Below are 15,345 nucleotides of genomic sequence, written 5' to 3'. Positions count from 1 at the left end.
TCGTGCCATGAGTGCTCACATGGCAACTAGACTTGACTCCCGTGGCCTTAACTATCGGAATCGTCGGACTGCCCAACGTTGGCAAGTCCACCATGTTCAATGCGCTGACCCGTGCGGGGGTGCTCGCCGCGAACTATCCGTTCGCGACCATCGAGCCCAACGTCGGAGTGGTCTCGTTGCCTGACTCGCGGCTGGGCGTGTTGGCCGGAATTTTCGGCTCGGAGAAGATTCTCCCCGCGACCGTGTCCTTCGTAGACATTGCCGGCATCGTCAAGGGAGCCTCCGAGGGTGAGGGACTGGGTAACGCGTTCCTCGCGAATATCCGCGAGGCGGACGCGATCTGCCAGGTGACCCGTGCGTTCGAGGACCCCGACGTGGTGCACGTCGACGGCAAAGTGGACGCCGCCTCCGACATCGAGACCATCAACACCGAATTGATCCTCGCGGACTTGCAGACCATCGAGAAGGCCATCCCGCGCCTCGAGAAGGAAGTCAAGATCAAGCGCGCGGAGCCGGGCTTCCTAGCCGCGGTGCTGACCGCCAAGGAGATCCTCGAGTCCGGCAAGGCGCTGAGCGCCGGCGCTAAGGACGCAAGGCTCGACCTCGCGGACGTCAAGGAGCTGTCGCTGCTGACGGCCAAGCCGTTCATCTACGTCTTCAATACGGACGATGCGGGGCTCATGGACGCCGACAAGCGCGCTGCACTCGCCGCACAGGTTGCGCCCGCGGAGGCTATTTTCCTAGACGCTCAGTTCGAATCCGAGCTCGTTGACCTCACCGAGGAAGAGGCCGCGGAGATGCTCGCGGACTCGGGCCAGGAGGAGGCGGGGCTGGACCAGCTCGCACGCGTGGGCTTTGACACTCTCGGCCTGCAGACCTACCTGACCGCCGGGCCCAAGGAGTCGCGCGCGTGGACCATCCGCAAGGGCTGGACCGCGCCGCAGGCCGCCGGAGTCATCCACACGGACTTCGAAAAGGGATTCATCAAGGCCGAGGTGGTCTCGTTTGACGACCTCGTCGAGCACGGCTCCATGGCCGACGCGAAGGCCGCGGGCAAGGTGCGCATCGAGGGCAAAGAGTACGTGATGCACGACGGCGACGTGGTGGAGTTCCGCTTTAACGTATAGCCGTAATAACACTCTTCGTTATGCAGTGAGCGCGATCAGATCGTTCGGCAGCAACGACACCGAACGACTGTGGTGGCGTGAGCGGGTGCCCTCTATCGATCTTCGGATTCATTAGGTGGCGTTACGCAAGCTCCGCCAGGTGGGATCCGCCGGATCGCTCGATGACCTTCGAATCCCACCCGGACACCGGCTCGAAGCGCTGAAAGGCGATCGGATTGGGCAACAGAGCATCACGATCAAAGACCGGCAACGGATCTGCTTCGTGTGGACCAGCGCGGGCGCGGCGAAAGCACTCACGGGCCCGACGATCTTTCGCGTGACGCTCGTCGGTCAGTCGATGGGTGCCTCACATCGGCACAGGAGGTCCTCACCTATTCCGTCACGCCAGGCTGCTCACAAACTCCGTGAGAAGAACACCTAGCGCGCTGAGACCTTCAGTGTGTTGATGGTTCTGGTGATGCGCTCACCGTCTTTCTCGAGGAAGACGATCTCGCCGAACTCGAGATGCGACCAGTCGTCACCCTCGGTCAAGGGCTCGGAGGCGAATATGACACCAGTCGCGTCATCCTCGCCGCACTCCTCAAAGTCATAGGTTGTTGCGTCGTGTTCGAAGTTGCGCCCCATCAGTAGGTACATCGGTTCGAGGAGCATCGAGAGCGCGAAGTCGTCGCTGTCGGGGGCCGACTTCCGCAGCTCCTTCCAGTCGCCGGCGGGGTGAGTCTCACCGTGGTGACCGAGGCCGACGTTGACACCGATGATGCGGCCGGCCGACACGAGGGCCATCTTCAGCTTGGTCAGAGCGCCGAGGTCGAGGTCCTTCATGGCCTGGGCGATCAGCTCGATGAGCTTCTCGATCGCTCGTTGGACGTCCTCGTTGCTGTCACCCTCGAGCAGCGAGAGGAATAGCACGTAGATGAACTCGGTGTCCGTGTTCCCGCGCAGCTGTTTTAGATACCGATCCTCGCAGTGCTGCAGCAGCTCGCGCTGCAACAGCTGCCAGTTGGGCAGGTAGCCATTCTGGGCGACGATCCACGGGGTCTCCTCGAAGGAGAACGGGTGGCAGTTCTCGTCGACCATCACGACCTTCGAGTCGTACGCCGCGGCTCGCACATGCGCCAGCATGGTGCTGGCCTGGAGGCTGGGGATGATCCGACTGGCATTGTCGTCGTAAAAGGCCGCCATGGGTCGGCGGTAGATGAAGGGCTCTTCGGGCTTCAGCAAGTGCTTGCCCCAGATCCCGAATCCCCATCCGGCCAACTGGAGCTCGGGGTGCCGTTCCGGGTCGAGTGCCTGGTTGATCAGGCTATTCTCTGGCCTGAGTAGGAGGTTCTCCAGGGGTGTCTCAGGACCGAGGTAGGCGAGCACGCGGCACATACGTCTCCTTCGTTGGACTCCTGCCATCCTATCCTCGTCGCAGGGAGCCGGTGCTGGTCGCGGTGGCGAATCCGCGCCGGTGGCGGTTGCGCCGAGATCGCCTGGGTGAACGGTCGGCGGACGTCCTCGCCGATCACGGCAAGCACCGCGAGCCGTCAGTTCCGGACCTCCTCATTGCAGCGACGGCGGAGGGTTGATTGTGCTCGCCATCGACAAGGACTTCGACTTGATCGCCGCGGCAGCCGGTCATCCATTTGAGACAATGCTGGTCATCCGAACAGCACACTGAGGTTAGTCGGCTACGGAACGTGGTCGAGTTCCGGTTTAACGTCTAGCTCCGAACCGGACGTCGAACGAAATCAGTTGTAGGGGCCCATGGTGGCCGGTGGGTGCGGTACTCATGAAGGGGCTACCCGAGACGAAAGACTCTCCCCAGCGCGCGGGTAGTCTCGTGAGATGAGTGCTTCCGCACAGTTCACAATTACCTTCCACAGTCACTTCGCCCAGGCGCTTCCGGAACTGGGAACCCCATGGGAGGCGCAAAAGGTTCTCACACCCCGGTTGCTTGCGCTCAACGAGCCCCTGGCTGCAGAGCTGGGCCTCGACCCAACGGCACTGCAAGGTCCAGATGGATTACTCCTATTGACCGGCAACCTCGTCCCCGAGGGCGCCGCTCCGGTCGCGCAGGTCTACGCAGGGCATCAATTCGGCCATTACTCTCCTCGGCTAGGTGACGGGCGCGCGCTGCTGCTAGGTGAAATCACCGATGCCAACGGACGCCTGCGGGACGTTCATCTGAAGGGATCTGGGCGGACGCCTTTCGCCCGTGGCGGAGATGGACAAGCGGCCGTGGGGCCGATGCTGCGCGAGTACATTCTCAGCGAGGCGATGCACGCCTTGGGTATCCCCACGACACGGTCGCTCGCCGTGACCAGCACCGGGAGGCCCGTTCACCGTGAGACGGAACTTCCGGGAGCTGTGCTGACGCGGGTGGCGAGCAGCCACCTTCGCGTAGGAACTTTCCAGTACGCGCGAGCCACGGGTGACACTGAGCTGCTGCGCAGACTCGCGGATCACGCCATCGCCCGTCACTACCCAGCTGCGGCGAACGCCGAGAATCCCTACATTGCGTTGCTCAAGGCTGTCATCACTGCGCAGGCGTCGCTGGTGGCTCAATGGATGCTGGCTGGCTTTGTCCACGGCGTGATGAACACCGACAACATGACCATCTCGGGAGAGACCATCGACTACGGGCCCTGTGCGTTCATGGACGCCTTTGATCCCTCTACGGTCTACAGCTCAATCGACCAGGCAGCGCGTTACGCCTACGCCAACCAGCCCGCCGCGGCCGAGTGGAATCTCGCCCGTCTCGCAGAGTCATTGCTGCCCCTCCTACACGAGAATGAGCAGCAAGCAGTAGAGATTGCCACCGATGCACTCGACGGCTTCGCGGCCGATTACGCGGCCGCTTGGGCGAGAGGTGCGAGTGAGAAGATCGGTTTACGCCACGACGTAGACGGCGATGCCGCGTCAGTTCTGATGCAAGAGTTCTTGGTGGTTCTCGAGGCGCACCAGGTAGATCTCACCTTGGCCTTCCGCCACCTCGGTGCCGCCGCCTCGGGTTCAGCCGAGCGGGCTAGGTCCCTCTTCGGGGGCGCGGCAGGTTTCGATGACTGGATGGAGCGCTGGCTGCGACTTGGACCCGACGGCGAGTTGATGAGCCAGGTCAATCCCATCTATATTCCTCGTAACCACCTCGTCGAAGAGGCGCTTGCGTCGGCTACCGAGGGTGATCTCGCCCCCTTGCATCGGCTTTTGAACGCTGTGACCCGCCCCTACGAGGAGCGCCCGGGGCTAGAACGCTATGCCGCATCGGCTCCCGCCGACTTTGGTGATTACAAGACCTTCTGCGGAACCTGAAACTCATCCTCGCGGGTATCTCCAGAGGAAAAGAGCGTGGGGGAAGACGGCGAAGGTGAAACTCACGTGTATCTCTCAGGCCGCGCGGTACGACGTTGATCGGCTTCGGAACGCGCTCGAGTTCCGCTTTAACGTCTGATTCCGCGGGCGCGTACGATTGCGTCGTGGATGTGGAGCGTAGGTCCGAGGAGCTCTATCTTGCAGGCGGCTGCCTCTGGGGTGTGCAAGCGTTCGTTACGACCCTGCCAGGGGTGACGTCCACCGAGGCTGGGCGTGTCAACGGCACCAGTCAGCGTCTCGATGGGGACTATGACGGCTATGCGGAATGCGTAAAGACACGGTTTGATCCAACAGTGGTGATCGTCGAGCAGTTGATGGCTTACCTCTTTGAGATCATCGACCCGTACAGCGTGAACCGGCAGGGACCGGACATCGGCGAGAAGTATCGGACCGGCTTATACTCCGACGATCCGGCCCACCTCGACGCGGCGCGGGCCTTCATCGAGGCCAGAGACGACGCTGACCGCATCGTGGTCGAGGTACTTCCGCGTGCCAACTATGTGCCGAGCGCGGACGAGCATCAGCATCGGCTCGCTCGGTTCCCGGAAGATTCCTGCCACCTCCCTGCGGAACTGCTGGACAAGTACCGCGCATAGAAAAGGCCTGCCGGGGCACGGCTCTGGCTTGGGGCAGCCCTCTTGCGGACAGAATTCAGTGCCGCATTGACGGGCGCCGGAGCTTCCCTAGCCTTCGATTCCCGGAGGTGCGTCTCCGGTCACGCCGTCGATTACTGCGCGGTCGCCAAGGGGTGTATCGAGCGCGACCTGAAGCGTGTCCTCGCAGGCATCCCCAGGAGATCGAAGCGTCGAGGTGACGGTGACGGTGACGTCCTCGACGACCTCCGCCTCAGGGTCGCCGTGACATGTGCCGACGTTGAGGATCAAAACGTCGCCACCGTTCGACCAGCCGGTAATGGCTTGCGGGCCGCGTTCCTCCGTCGGGTCTGTTGGATAACACGCCACCAGGGCAATGGCCGTCAGCGGCCCTGCGAAGAATGCCAGAGTACTTCGCGTGCGCTTCTTCCTTTACCCCCTCAGAAGTTTTTGTCATGCGGGATCGGTTCATGGCAAGGCCACTGAAGAGGACACCCGCTCAGGTAGTCCCGGGGGGCATGGTCAATCGGGTCCGTGAATTGCAGGCGCCGGGCGACGAGTTGCAGTGGACTCGAGAAATCGCCCGGGTCAACCTTCAGAATGTCGGGATAGAGCGAGTCGCCGACGAGGGGAAGTCCAATATCGGACATCTGCAGGCGTAGTTGATGAGTCTTGCCGGTGATGGGTGATAGCCGGTAGCGCGCGTACTGGCCGCGAGTCTCCATGAGTTCAACCAGAGTCTCCGCGTTGGGCTCCCCAGGGACTAGCTTGGCCTGCAGACTGTCGCGTCGCTTCTCTATGCGCCCAACCAGACGCAGGGGAAACTTGAGTGACGGGTCGAAGGGGGCCACGGCATCGTACGTCTTGACCGCGCTGCGTGACTGGAACACCCCGGCGTAGGCGCCGCGAAACTCACGACGCGCGCTGAACACCAGCACGCCAGCGGTGAGTCGATCCAGCCGATGCGCCGGAGCCAGTTCAGGTAGGTCCAACGCCAGCCGCATCTTGACCAGTGCGGTCTCCTGCACGTGCGCCCCGCGCGGGGTAGTGGCCATAAAGTGAGGCTTGTCGGCCACCACAAAGCGCTCGTTCACCTCCAAAACGTTGACAGGGAACGGCACGGGGACCTCGGGCGCGAGGGGGCGGTGAAACCACACAAAACTATGCGGCCGGTAGCCCTCGTTGCCACTTAACGATCGCCCTGACTGGTCGACGAACTCGCCAGCCTCCAGCATTTCCCCAACGAGCGCTTTGGCGGGGAGGCGTTCCATGAGAAACTCGCGCATCGTCGTCCAGGGCGGCCCCGCGCCGGCCTCAATGCCCGGCGTCCGTAGCCATGCCGCATCCAGTCCATCTCGCTGTGGCAGCGGAGAGCGTGGCGGCATTAGCGCGGAACGGCGATGGTGACGGTTCCGCCGCCATAGCCGTTGGCCTGATCGCGACCCTCGACCGTGACCTCGGTGACGTCATCGGGAATCGCGAACGCGGCGCTGGTGCGGGTGAAGGGCTGCTCGCTCGCGTGATCGTGGCCCAGTTGGTGCTCGGAAAGTACGTCGCCGTCTGGTGAGAGCACTCGCCATCCGTCGGCATACCTGCTCGCGGAGTCGTATGGCGAGGAGATAGTCACCGCGACGGTGAACTCGTCGCCGCTGGCGCTGAGTTCAGCTTCCAGCACGTCCGGGAACTGTTGTTCCACGGCATCGCTCGGCGGGCCGCTCGACGTGGCGGAACTGGTAGTCGTAGGCGCCGATGACTGGTCGCCGCTCACGCTCTCATCGGACGATGGCGAACAGCCCGCGAGGAACGCGCCGCAAAGCGCGATCGTGGCGATGGCAACTCCTGTGCGTTTCATGTCTTCCGACGCTATCAGCCGCTCACGCCGAGCGCGCCGCCGATGGTGGAGTGGTCGGTGACGCTCTCCAGGATGCAGGCGGCAAGATCGCCACGGGAGATTGAACCCGAGATCTTTCCCTCTTCTCCTACCCTCAGCGCGGTCCAGGAACCGGTCGGTTGCTTGTCGTTGAGGCTCGTGGGCCGGACGATGGTCCAGTCCAACCCCGATGCCCTGACCACAGCCTCCTGTTCGGTGTGGTCGGCCAGCGCCTTCCCCAGCAGCAATTTGATGATGGGACGCATTAGTGCCGGCAGCTGGGTGATGGACTCGCCCGCGCCCAGAGAGGACTGGATCACGAGCCTGCGGACTCCCGTTTCCTGCATGGCGGCAATGACGCTTTCGGTGATGGCCGTGCGCGGCTGGGCGGCGCCCTTGGTGCCGCCCACGGTGACCACCACGGCATCGGCTCCGGACACGGCGTCCGCGACGACGGCTGGATTGGTCGCGTCGCCGGCAATTGCTCGGACGCCGTCCGGTGCGGTGCCAGAGCGCGAAAGTGCGGTGACGTCAAAGTCGGCTGCGTGGGCAAGGGACGCGAGCTGGGCTCCGGTGCCTTTCGAGCCGCCGATGATGGTGATCTTCACGAATCCCGCTTCCTACGTTCTGGATGCCATTTGGAGGCCAGTCTAGGCCGCGAGTCTGGTCCCCTCTGAGTCCAAAAAGTTCCACGTCAGTGAGTGGCGTACTCAGGGTGCGCCTGACTGCGGCAAAGTGCGCCGGACGTTCATAGCGCGCAGGCCGCCCAGGGGGACTTGTCGGGGAGTCAGCAACTCGACGTCGCCGGTGGACTCCGCAGGAACGACCACTACTTCGCGAGGTATGGCGTCCAGGTTGCTCAGTTTAGGAGCCGCTAGCGAGGCTCTGCTCGCCAGAGTCATCTCCCGTAATGTGGCCGCGCTCCTCGTCCTCCTCGAGCGGTGGATGGCGCACCAGGATCACCACCAGGACCACCAGCACGATCGAGGTGATCGCGATAGGGATCGGCATGATCGGGTCGGCAAGTACCAGCGCCGCGCCCACCGGAACGGCGATGTTCACGGTGCGATCCGCGTGCTCGCGCACTGTGATCCACCACACCGTGAGCATGAAGATTGCGACGGGGATCGCGATAGTGAGTGACGCCGCCGTCTCGCCGATGTGCGCCTCATCAGTCAGCGCATCGATCTCGACCTCTACGCCCACCGAGACTGCGGCCGCCGCAGCGAGAATGATGTAGTGCCCGTAACCGTAGCGAACGGAGCGGGAGAACGAGCCAATCTCGCGGTGATGCGGTGGCCAAAAGTAGACCCACCATAGGGATGCCGTCACCACCAGCGTCAAGACGGATAGTGAGATCAGCGTGGCTAGTTCGCCATCGCCCTCCAGCGCCTCAATGATGGCGTTGGCTGAGGCGAGCAGGCTCTCGCCCAGCACGATGATAGTGAACAGACCAAAGCGCTCGGTGATGTGATGCGGGTGCCAGGGTGTGCTGGTCTCGCGCTCAGCAAGAATGGGGACTGCGAGCTCGGCTGCGATGAGAAGCAGTACGGCCCCCCTCGACAGCGGCGACTCGGGCAACAGTAGCCACAGCAGCCACAGCACTTGTGCGGTCGCAATGCCAAAGGCGTAGATCAGGGTGGTGCGGCGCAACTCGCCGGCGTTGCGGGAGGCACGTAGCCATTGCGCGACCATCCCTATGCGCATGAGGACGTAGCCCGCGACCAGCAGCCGGTAGTCGTGATCGTTAAAGGCCCGACCGATCCCCGCTGCGTAGACCAGCACACCGCCCATCTGGACAAAGGTGAGCACTCGGTAGAACCAGTCGTCCGTGCCGAACGACGTGGCGAACCACGTGAAGTTCATCCACCCCCACCAGATGCCAAAGAACACGAACACGTACGAGTACAGGCCCGATGCGGCGTGCCCCTCGGAGATCAAGTGGTGGAGGTTGGAGGCCGCGATGCTCACCGCGATCACGAATACGAGGTCGAAGAAGAGCTCGAGGGGTGTCGCTGCCCGGTGTTCTTCGTCCGCGCTGCGCGGCACCATGCGGGTGAGTCGGAACCGTGCGGGAGGAGTGTTCGCCATATCGTCATCGTACGTATAGGTCCGGCACCGGCGCATGCTTCACGGTGGCGCTCGTCACTGAGGACCCTGGACATCTCGCAGCTACGAGCGGTAGCGGCCGCTGTAGAGGCGCTACACAGTAAAGCCGCCTAGCTCACGGCCTTCTTTACCTGCGCCTTGATGGTTTTCTCCTGGGCCGCACCAATAGCGGTGATCGCGTAACTGGTGATCCACATCGTGCCGTCGTCCAGGTTGGCGGCCTCCTCGAAGCCCAGCGTGCTGTAGCGCGACTTGAATTTGGCGGCATCCTTGAAGAAACACACGATCTTGCCGTCTTCATTCGCGTAGGCGGGCATGCCGTACCAGGTCTTAGCATTCAACTCCGGCGCAGTCGAGGTGACAATCTCGTGCACCTTTTTAGCGAGCTTGCGGTCCGCGGGTTCCATCGCCTCGATCTTGTCGAGGACTGCCTGGAGGTCGGCCTCGCGAGCCTTCGCGCCCTTGGCCGCCTTTGCCTCGCGTCGAGTCTCCGCCGCTCGCTCCTTCATCGCGGCCTTCTCGTCGTCGGTGAAGCCGCCCTTGTTACTGTCATTAGTAGCCATAGGGTCAGTCAATCACTCGACGAGGTGGTCTCGCAGTACCTTCGCGTGGTTGATCTCGGGATCTGTTGCTGCGTACAACAGGGTGAGCCCACCAGGTCGGGACGCGAGATAGCGCAAGGTGACCACGGCATCGGCCGCCGGTGCGTTGCCGTGGTCCGAGATCTCCGCGAGATAGCGCCGCGCAAACTCATCCATGCGATCCGGGTCGTGGTCCCACCACTTGCGAAGTTCGGGGCTAGGTGCGGCGTCCTTCATCCACTCGTCGAGCCCCGCACGCTCCCTGGAGACGCCGCGCGGCCACAGTCGGTCTACGAGGACCCGCACGCCGTCGTCGTCGGACGGGTCCTCGTAGATGCGCTTAATGCGCACGGCGGCCGATGCTGTCATTCAGTCAGCGTACGACCGTCGCCACTGTAGGGGCTCGGCCTGGTTTCACTAACCCTCGCTGCTGAGACGACGGGCGTTCGCGAGCCTGTCCTGCATGAGGCGGTGCTCCGTGTGAAGCTCGTGAGGCACCCGCGAGCCCATGCTGTCGAGGTAGCCAACGGTGTCGCGGGCCTCGGCACGGAGCGCGTCGTGGTCGAGCGCGAACAGCTCGAGCCAGGCGTCGCGGTCGATGCCGGCGGCCTCGAAGTCGATCTGGCCCTCACGCGGCACCAGTCCAAAGGGTCCAGAATCCGCGGCGACCTCTCCGTGGGCACGGGCGAGGATCCATTCCAGCACGCGCGAGTTCTCCGAGAATCCCGGCCACAGGAACGAGCCGTCCGAGCCCTTGCGGAACCAGTTCACCTGGAAGATGGGCGGAGGAGTCGAGCTCTTGCTCAGTACATCCCCGAGGTCCAGCCAGTGCTGCCAGTGATCAGCCATGTGCATACCGGCGAAGGGGAGCATTGCGAACGGGTCGCGGCGCAATTCGCCGAGGGTGCCCTCGGCCGCGGCGGTGCGCTCCGATGCGAGCGTGGAGCCGATGTACACGCCGTGCTCCCAGCTGCGGGCCTGCGCGACGAGCGGAATGTTGGTGGCGCGGCGGCCGCCAAAGATGAGGGCGTCCACCACGACGCCCTCGGGAGCCTCCCAGTCATCGGCGATGGTGGGGCACTGCGCCGCGGCGACTGCAAAGCGCGAGTTGGGGTGCGCGGCGGGGGTGGCCGAGCCAGGGGCCCAGTCGTTGCCCTTCCAGTCAATGAGGTGCGCGGGGGCCTCCTCGGTGAGACCCTCCCACCAGACATCACCATCGTCGGTGAGCGCGACGTTCGTGAAGATCGTGTCGTGCGTCAGGGTGTCGATCGCGATGGGGTTGGTATCCACGCCGGTGCCAGGGGCAACACCAAAGAACCCTGCCTCGGGGTTGATGGCGCGAAGCTTGCCGTCGGAGTCGGGGGCTAGCCAGGCGATGTCGTCGCCGATCGTCTCCACCTTCATGCCCGGAACCGTGGGGGTCATCATCGCGAAGTTCGTCTTTCCGCATGCGCTCGGGAAGGCGGCGGCGACGTGCGAGACGGTTCCCGCCGTATCGGTCACCTTGAGCAGCAGCATGTGGGCCGCCATCCAGCCCTCGGAGCGGGACAAGGTTGAGGCGATGCGCAGCGCGAAGGCCTTCTTCGCGAGGATCGCGTTGCCACCGTAGGCCGAGCCGTAGGACCAGATCTCGCGAGTCTCAGGGAAGTGGACGATGTACTTGGTGGGGTTGCACGGCCAGGCGACGTCCTGCTCGCCGTGGGCCAGCGGAGCGCCCACCGAGTGAATGGCGGGAACCCAGGCGGTGTTTTCGCTGATCTGACCGAGCGCTGCGGCGCCCATGCGGGTCATGGTCCCGGTGCTCACCACCACGTAGGGGGAGTCCGTGACCTGGACGCCGTAGCGGGCCATGGGGCTGCCCACGGGGCCCATCGCGAACGGCACCACGTACATGGTGCGTCCGCGCATCGAGCCTTCGAACACGTCCTTCATCTTGTCGCGCATCTCACCGGGCTCGACCCAGTTGTTGGTGGGGCCAGCGTCGGCCTCGTTCTTGGGGCACACAAAGGTGCGGGACTCCACGCGGGCGACGTCGTCGGGGTTGGAGCGAGCGAGGTAGGAGCCGGGGCGCAAGTTCGGGTTGAGTGCGGTCAGGGTGCCGGAGTCGACCATGCCCGCGAAGAGTTGCTGGCGCTCGGCGTCGGAGCCGTCGCACCAGTAGATTGCGTCGGGTTCAGTGAGGGCAGCGATGCGCTCGACCCAGGCCACGACGGACGGCGTCGCGATGCGGGGTGCGCGGTGGGAGGTGTGGGGGCGGATGTCGGTGAAGGTCATGTCGTCTCCTTTAGTTCCAACTAAACTTGCTCGTGTTCTCGACGTTACGGTGACTTTTGCACCACGTCGTGGCACTATTGGGCGAAAGAACTGCAATTCTTTAGATTGCGAGAAGTTAATGCCCGATATTGCGATGATCGGCCTACGAATTCGCCACTTCCGCTCCGCGGCCGGGCTCACGCTTGACCAGGTGAGCGAGCGCATCGATGTGGCCGCCAGTCAGTTGTCACTCATGGAGAACGGCAAGCGCGAGCCGCGGCTGTCGGTGCTCACCGCGCTCGCGGACGCGTTCAATGTGTCGGTCACGGACCTGCTTGACGAGGCCCCGCCTACGGAGCGCGCCGCGCTTGAATTGGACCTGCATCGGGCCCAGTCGAATTCGGCCTACCGCGAGTTGGGTCTGCCGACGATCAAGGCGACCCGCGGCATGAATGACCAGACGCTGCGTGCGATCGTGGGTATGCACCGCGAACTGGACCGGCGCGCGCGGTTGGCGATCGCGACGCCCGAGGAGGCGCGGCGAGCGAATACCAAGATGCGCTGGTGGCTACGCGAGCAGAACAACTATCTGCCGGACATCGAGGTGCTGGCGGACCAGGCGACCGCGGCCGTGGGTCACGCTACGGGCGCGCTGACACACCGTACGGTGGCAGAGATGGCGGACCGAGTGGGGCTGTCCATCATCCACGTGGATGACCTGCCGCACTCCGCGCGCTCGGTGCTGGACCTCGAGAACGGCCGCATCTACATCCCGCCGGCGTCCATCCCAGGGGGGCACGGGTTGCGATCCCTGGCGCTGCAGGCCGTTGCCCACGTCGTGCTCGAGCACAAGGCCCCCACCAGCTACCGGGATTTTCTGCTTCAGCGACTCGAGGCGAGTTACTACGCGGCTGCATGCCTGATGCCTCGTCGCGCCTCGGTGGACTTCCTGCAGGCCGCGAAAGACAACCGCACCATCGCGATCGAGGACTTTCGCGACGCGTTCGGCGTGACCCACGAGGCGGCTGCACTGCGCTTCACCAACCTCGCGACCGAGCACTTGGGCATCCCACTGCACTTTCTGCGGGTTAGCGGCGACGGTGCGGTGGTGCGCGCGTACGAAAATGACGGCCTCCCGCTTCCTCTGGACGCCACCGGGTCCACCGAAGGTGAGATTGTGTGCCGGTACTGGGGTGCGCGTCAGGCGCTGGGGCGGACCACACGCACCACCGAGCACTACCAGTACACGGACACCCCGCACGGCACCTTTTTCGAGTCCACGCAAACCGGCATTGGTTCCAACGATGAATTCGCGATCACCCTGGGGGTTCCGTACCGCGAGTCCAAGTGGTTCCGCGGGCGCGAGTCGCCGCACCGTGCCACGTCGCGGTGCCCGGACCTCACCTGCTGCCGGCGTCCCGACGACGGTCTCGCACAAAGGTGGACGGGTCAGGCGTGGGCCAGCGCTCGCGTGCACGCGCACATCTTCTCGCCGTTGCCGCACGGCACGTACCCCGGAGTCGACGACCGCGAACTCTACGAGTTTCTTGAGGCACATGCGGGGGACGGCGGGCACGTCTAGCGCGATCTCCTCGCCGCCCGTTGCTGCCGCTTACTTCCTAGCAGTACATGAGTGCGGAATTTGGCGCTCAATCCGCACTCATGTACTGCCAGGACAAGAGCGGGGCCGGGCGGTGGCTACTCGTCGGCCTGACGGGCGCGGTAGGCGCTGACGGCGGCGCGATTGGTGCACGTGGTGGAGCAGTACTTGCGTGACCGGTTGCGCGAGAGGTCCAGCACGATCCCGTCGCAGTCGTCCATCTCGCAGCGGCCAAAGCGGCTCATCTCGTCCGCGCGAATGACGTCGATCATCGCCATCGCAGACTCCACCAAAATGCGCTCCGCGAGCGGGCGGTCGTCGTCCGTTGCATGCACGTGCCAGTCGACGTCGCCGTGGCGAACCAGCTGCGGCAGGGCGCCTTGGTCGGCGAGGATCTCGTTCACCAGCGGGACGGCTCCGTCGCGGGACGCGGTGAACAGTGAGCGCAAGGTTGAGCGGATCGCGCGCACCTCTTCGAGGTCGCGTGCGGTGGGCCGCGAGCCCGTGTAAGTGAAGCCGTCAAAGTACTCCACGAGCTCGTCCATGGTGGTCAAGGTGTCGGGCTCTAGTTCCGAGTTCGACAGCAGTACGCCAGACTCCAGCGCCTCGCGCGTGTCATTGGCAAACGTCATGTTGACACATTACCACTCGGGCGATTATCGTAATGAGCCATACGGACTTTGACTAATGACTCATCTAGGGAGGCGACAATGAAAAGCGCGACGAAATCAAGCATGACTAAGGCACCGCGGATCATTGCGCCCGCTAGTGGCCAGGCGGCGTCGTTGCCGGCAGCTGGCGCGCCCGGCTCGCCGGTCTCTGGGGCGCCGTCGCGCCTGGGTTCGGGCCTGCTCTTCGCGCTCGCCGCCGCAGCATCGTTCGGCTTGTCGGGCAGCCTCGCGCGTGGCCTGATGGATTTGGGTTGGAGCGCGGGTGCGGCAACTCTGGTGCGCGTGGCCATCGCCACCGCTGTGCTCATCGTGCCTGGTATCCTCGCCCTTCGCGGACGCTGGGGCCTGTTGAGGCGCAGCATCGGCACCGTGGTCGCCTATGGCGTCTTCGCCGTGGCCGGCGCACAACTCTGCTACTTCCTGGCCATCGGCTACCTGGATGTGAGCGTCGCGCTCCTCATTGAGTACACGGCACCGGTCGCCGTGGTGTTGTGGCTGTGGGTGCGCCAAGGCGCGCGCCCCTCCGCTTTGACGGTGATGGGGGCGGGCGTAGCGGCATTCGGCCTGGTGCTGCTGCTCGATGTCCTAGGCGGCGGTCGCATCTCCTTGGTGGGCGTGGCGTGGGCGCTGGCGGCCATGGTCGGCGCCGCGGTTTACTTTGTGATCTCTGGGGACGAGAGCAACGGCCTTCCGCCTATGACCCTCGCCGCTGGCGGGCTGTTGGTGGCTCTCGTGGTGCTTGGCGCAGCCGCTCTCGTCGGCGTTCTCCCGATCACGGTGGGCTTTGGCGACGTGCAGTTCGTGACCTTCGCGGCGCCCTGGTGGGCAGTACTACTGGTGCTGGGAGTGATTACCGGTGCCGTGTCCTACGTGACGGGCATCGCTGCGACCCGTCGTCTGGGCTCGCGGCTGGGTTCCTTCGTGGCGCTCTCCGAGGTGATCGCCGCCGCCATCTTCGCGTGGCTGCTTCTGGGTCAGGCGCCCATGCCGATTCAAATGGGCGGAGCTGCGTTGGTGCTCGCGGGCGTGGTGCTAGTGAAGGTGGGCGAGAAGCCACGCGGCAAGCGCAAGCGCGCCGTGACCGACCCGGTGGTCGCCGTTCCGGTGTGACGCGGTGGTTTGCCCCCGCCCGGTAGCTCGCCGCGGCATCGGCCGATGGGGCTGAGCGAACAGGGCGGGCGGGCTGC

The 15,345-nt window shown here is 64.3% G+C and carries 16 protein-coding genes; 6 read left to right on the top strand and 10 right to left on the bottom strand.

All coding sequences use genetic code 11. The features are described from left to right. Positions 1-41 precede the first annotated feature (41 nt). Together ychF and AOP77_RS12635 are read left to right on the top strand one after the other, a co-directional pair. Positions 42-1,127, top strand: a complete 1,086-nt coding sequence (ychF, locus tag AOP77_RS02745; protein WP_062209061.1) for a redox-regulated ATPase YchF — start codon at positions 42-44, stop codon at positions 1,125-1,127. A 115-nt stretch (positions 1,128-1,242) separates the two neighbouring features. Next, positions 1,243-1,548 carry a type II toxin-antitoxin system RelE/ParE family toxin gene (locus AOP77_RS12635; protein WP_439644693.1) on the top strand — a complete coding sequence of 102 codons (306 nt, stop codon included), beginning with the start codon at positions 1,243-1,245 and terminating at the stop codon, positions 1,546-1,548. Here the strand turns inward: AOP77_RS12635 and AOP77_RS02740 are convergent. Then, positions 1,545-2,501 (bottom strand): class II glutamine amidotransferase, encoded by a 957-nt coding sequence (locus AOP77_RS02740; protein ID WP_062209058.1) that lies wholly within the window; start codon positions 2,499-2,501, stop codon positions 1,545-1,547. The two genes, AOP77_RS12635 and AOP77_RS02740, sit on opposite strands and share 4 nt — an antisense overlap. A 456-nt stretch (positions 2,502-2,957) precedes the next feature. On the opposite strand from AOP77_RS02740, the gene AOP77_RS02735 reads away from it, so the two are divergent. Both AOP77_RS02735 and AOP77_RS02730 read left to right on the top strand, forming a co-directional pair. Then, complete coding sequence (locus AOP77_RS02735; RefSeq protein WP_062209055.1) at positions 2,958-4,421, top strand: protein adenylyltransferase SelO; 1,464 nt, start codon at positions 2,958-2,960, stop codon at positions 4,419-4,421. A gap of 164 nt (positions 4,422-4,585) precedes the next feature. Then, positions 4,586-5,077: a peptide-methionine (S)-S-oxide reductase gene (locus tag AOP77_RS02730; protein WP_236685735.1), complete on the top strand. Its 492-nt coding sequence runs from the start codon at positions 4,586-4,588 to the stop codon at positions 5,075-5,077. 87 nt (positions 5,078-5,164) lie between these two features. Here AOP77_RS02730 and AOP77_RS02725 read toward each other — a convergent pair whose 3' ends face one another. From AOP77_RS02725 to AOP77_RS02690, 8 genes are all read right to left on the bottom strand, one after another. Next, positions 5,165-5,443, bottom strand: a complete 279-nt coding sequence (locus tag AOP77_RS02725) for a hypothetical protein (RefSeq protein ID WP_152649744.1) — start codon at positions 5,441-5,443, stop codon at positions 5,165-5,167. A gap of 71 nt (positions 5,444-5,514) precedes the next feature. Then, the gene (locus AOP77_RS02720; protein ID WP_236685734.1) at positions 5,515-6,345 is read right to left on the bottom strand and encodes a pseudouridine synthase; all 831 of its coding nucleotides are present in this window, start codon (positions 6,343-6,345) and stop codon (positions 5,515-5,517) included. A 113-nt stretch (positions 6,346-6,458) separates the two neighbouring features. After that, positions 6,459-6,926, bottom strand: a complete 468-nt coding sequence (locus AOP77_RS02715; protein ID WP_062209044.1) for a hypothetical protein — start codon at positions 6,924-6,926, stop codon at positions 6,459-6,461. A 14-nt stretch (positions 6,927-6,940) separates the two neighbouring features. Further along, complete coding sequence (locus tag AOP77_RS02710) at positions 6,941-7,552, bottom strand: NAD(P)-dependent oxidoreductase (protein ID WP_062209041.1); 612 nt, start codon at positions 7,550-7,552, stop codon at positions 6,941-6,943. A gap of 256 nt (positions 7,553-7,808) precedes the next feature. Further along, positions 7,809-9,035 (bottom strand): low temperature requirement protein A, encoded by a 1,227-nt coding sequence (locus AOP77_RS02705; protein ID WP_201774084.1) that lies wholly within the window; start codon positions 9,033-9,035, stop codon positions 7,809-7,811. A 128-nt stretch (positions 9,036-9,163) separates the two neighbouring features. Continuing rightward, positions 9,164-9,616, bottom strand: a complete 453-nt coding sequence (locus AOP77_RS02700) for an iron chaperone (RefSeq protein ID WP_084622204.1) — start codon at positions 9,614-9,616, stop codon at positions 9,164-9,166. Between the two features lie 12 nt (positions 9,617-9,628). Next, a complete protein-coding gene (locus tag AOP77_RS02695) occupies positions 9,629-10,003 on the bottom strand; it encodes a DUF488 domain-containing protein (RefSeq protein WP_062209032.1) in 375 nt (124 codons plus the stop codon). Positions 10,004-10,051: 48 nt separating this feature from the next. After that, the gene (locus tag AOP77_RS02690) at positions 10,052-11,908 is read right to left on the bottom strand and encodes a phosphoenolpyruvate carboxykinase (GTP) (protein WP_062209029.1); all 1,857 of its coding nucleotides are present in this window, start codon (positions 11,906-11,908) and stop codon (positions 10,052-10,054) included. A 118-nt stretch (positions 11,909-12,026) separates the two neighbouring features. On the opposite strand from AOP77_RS02690, the gene AOP77_RS02685 reads away from it, so the two are divergent. Continuing rightward, on the top strand, positions 12,027-13,469 hold the full coding sequence (locus AOP77_RS02685) for a helix-turn-helix transcriptional regulator (RefSeq protein WP_062209026.1): 1,443 nt from the start codon (positions 12,027-12,029) through the stop codon (positions 13,467-13,469). Between the two features lie 116 nt (positions 13,470-13,585). On the opposite strand, the gene AOP77_RS02680 is transcribed toward AOP77_RS02685, so the two are convergent. Further along, the gene (locus tag AOP77_RS02680; protein WP_062209024.1) at positions 13,586-14,119 is read right to left on the bottom strand and encodes a CGNR zinc finger domain-containing protein; all 534 of its coding nucleotides are present in this window, start codon (positions 14,117-14,119) and stop codon (positions 13,586-13,588) included. 102 nt (positions 14,120-14,221) lie between these two features. On the opposite strand from AOP77_RS02680, the gene AOP77_RS02675 reads away from it, so the two are divergent. Beyond that, entirely contained in the window at positions 14,222-15,268 is a 1,047-nt protein-coding gene (locus AOP77_RS02675) for an EamA family transporter (protein ID WP_084622202.1), read from the top strand. The last annotated feature ends 77 nt before the right edge of the window (positions 15,269-15,345 follow it).

Origin of the sequence: Demequina oxidasica (genome assembly GCF_000975115.1) — a bacterium.
Classification (GTDB): domain Bacteria; phylum Actinomycetota; class Actinomycetes; order Actinomycetales; family Demequinaceae; genus Demequina; species Demequina oxidasica.
This window is presented reverse-complemented; position numbering and strand designations above follow the sequence as displayed.